Below are 2,028 nucleotides of genomic sequence, written 5' to 3' on the forward strand. Positions count from 1 at the left end.
AGATAGACGTAAGCGACATATAAAAAAAGGCGCATTTCGATGCGCCTTTTTTGTTTTTGGCTTTTAGAACTATCGTACTTGAGTTGTCGTAGATCCTTGAGACGTCCAGTCAGAGATATAAATACTTCCGATCGTGCTCGGGTCGTTCAAATCATCCCCACCGATATTTTCAAACTTCAGCAAGTCGATCTGAAGGTCTCTATCATGTTGCACGCTTCCATCTGAATTGAACGTTGCTTCATGTTTAAAATTGCTTTTGTTGTACTGAATCTGACTTAAGGTATCAAAAGAGGCTGCGTCACCCACTACGCGTTCATTAGGTTTAACGATAGCTTGTAGGTTTGGGTCAAACTCTAAGTCAGGACGCTCTCGCTGGAACTCTTCCGTCAACTGATCTTCCAGTGATTTTATCGTCGATTCGGCAGATTTGATGGATGTATCGTCAGTGGACTCATTTTCGGGAGGTTCTTCATTCTTGCCAAGAGCTTCGACACGCAAGCCCGCAGCAGTTGGTCCGTATATTTGGAGCAGCCCGCTTCCAGAGTCTAGCGCTAGATCACTCATGTCATTTTCAGACAGCGGCTCAACCGCATAGGCAAAAAATGAGAAGCTCATCAATAATGTGAATGTTGAGTATAAGTATTTCATTGTAAATTGCTAGATTGTCGTTATATTTAGTTAACCAGTTAGGCAAGATTTACATTTTCGCGAACACGCACTAAAAAAAATCTCGACTACTCTTTTATTCCACCGTTTGTGTTCGTTCCGAAAGGTCGGAACAAATATTACGTTTGTTTAAATTATGAGCAATTTGGCGCGGAATTGGAATGTTTTTGTCGGCCATTTCAGTACATTTTGTCCATATATGCAAAATCACATAAGTGTACGGAGTAATTATGAACTCAGATCAGGACCCAAATGGTACTGAAGAATGGCTAGATGCCCTCAGCTCACTAATTAAGTTTGAAGGGCTCGAACGCGCGCAGTATATCCTTTCTCGACTGCAAGACCTAGGCGCTTCGAGTGGTTTATTGCCAACGCATTCTGTCGTTACTCCCTATCGCAACACGATTCCGCTAAAAGACGAAGCCAGAATGCCTGGTGATTTATTCATGGAGCGTCGTATTCGCTCCTTGATTCGGTGGAACGCGATGGCAATGGTATTGCGCGCAAATGATCGTCCGGGCGCTCTCGGTGGTCATATTTCGTCATTTTCTTCTAGCGCGACGCTATACGATGTTGGTTTCAACTATTTCTTTCATGCCGGTGATGATAAGCGAGAAGCTGACTTAGTGTATGTCCAAGGGCACTCATCTCCAGGTATTTATGCGCGTTCATATTTAGAGGGACGATTTGACGAAGGTCAGATGGATCGTTTCAGAAATGAGGTGGATGGGGATGGTCTATCTTCATACCCGCATCCATGGTTAATGCCGGATTATTGGCAATTCCCGACGGTTTCTATGGGGCTTGGTCCTTTACAGGCGATTTATCAAGCCCATGTCATGAAGTATCTCCATAGCCGAGGCTTAACAGATAAAGGTGAGAGAAAAGTATGGTGTTTCATTGGTGACGGTGAAACGGATGAACCTGAAACTCTTGGCTCAATTGCCTTAGCAGGTCGAGAAAAACTCGATAATCTTATTTTTGTTGTGAACTGTAATCTGCAGCGTTTGGATGGACCGGTGCGTGGCAATGGTAAAATCATCCAAGAATTAGAAGGTGTGTTTAGAGGCGCAGGCTGGAATGTTTTAAAGGTTGTTTGGGGGCGTAAATGGGATCCGCTATTTGAGCAGGATGAAAATGGTGCAATGCAACAAGCTATGAATGAGCTTGTTGATGGAGAAATGCAGAGCTTTAAGTCCAACGGTGGCGCGTATACACGTAAGCACTTCTTTGGTCGTTATCCTGAGCTCGGGAAGTTGGCAGATAATCTAACGGATGAAGATATTGAGCAGCTAAACCGTGGAGGTCACGACCCATATAAAGTCTACGCGGCATATCATAAGGCCGTGCATCATAAAGGTC

1 protein-coding gene and 1 pseudogene are annotated in these 2,028 nt (G+C 44.1%); one reads left to right on the forward strand and one right to left on the reverse strand.

What is annotated here, in order from left to right; genetic code table 11:
* Positions 1 to 69: 69 nt before the first annotated feature.
* Complete coding sequence (locus A3762_RS16400; RefSeq protein ID WP_068753525.1) at positions 70 to 648, reverse strand: hypothetical protein; 579 nt, start codon at positions 646 to 648, stop codon at positions 70 to 72.
* Between the two features lie 248 nt (positions 649 to 896).
* On the opposite strand from A3762_RS16400, the pseudogene aceE reads away from it, so the two are divergent.
* Positions 897 to 2,028 (forward strand): annotated as a pseudogene (aceE, locus tag A3762_RS16405) (pyruvate dehydrogenase (acetyl-transferring), homodimeric type); the annotation flags it as partial.

This window comes from Oleiphilus sp. HI0125 (genome assembly GCF_001635355.1).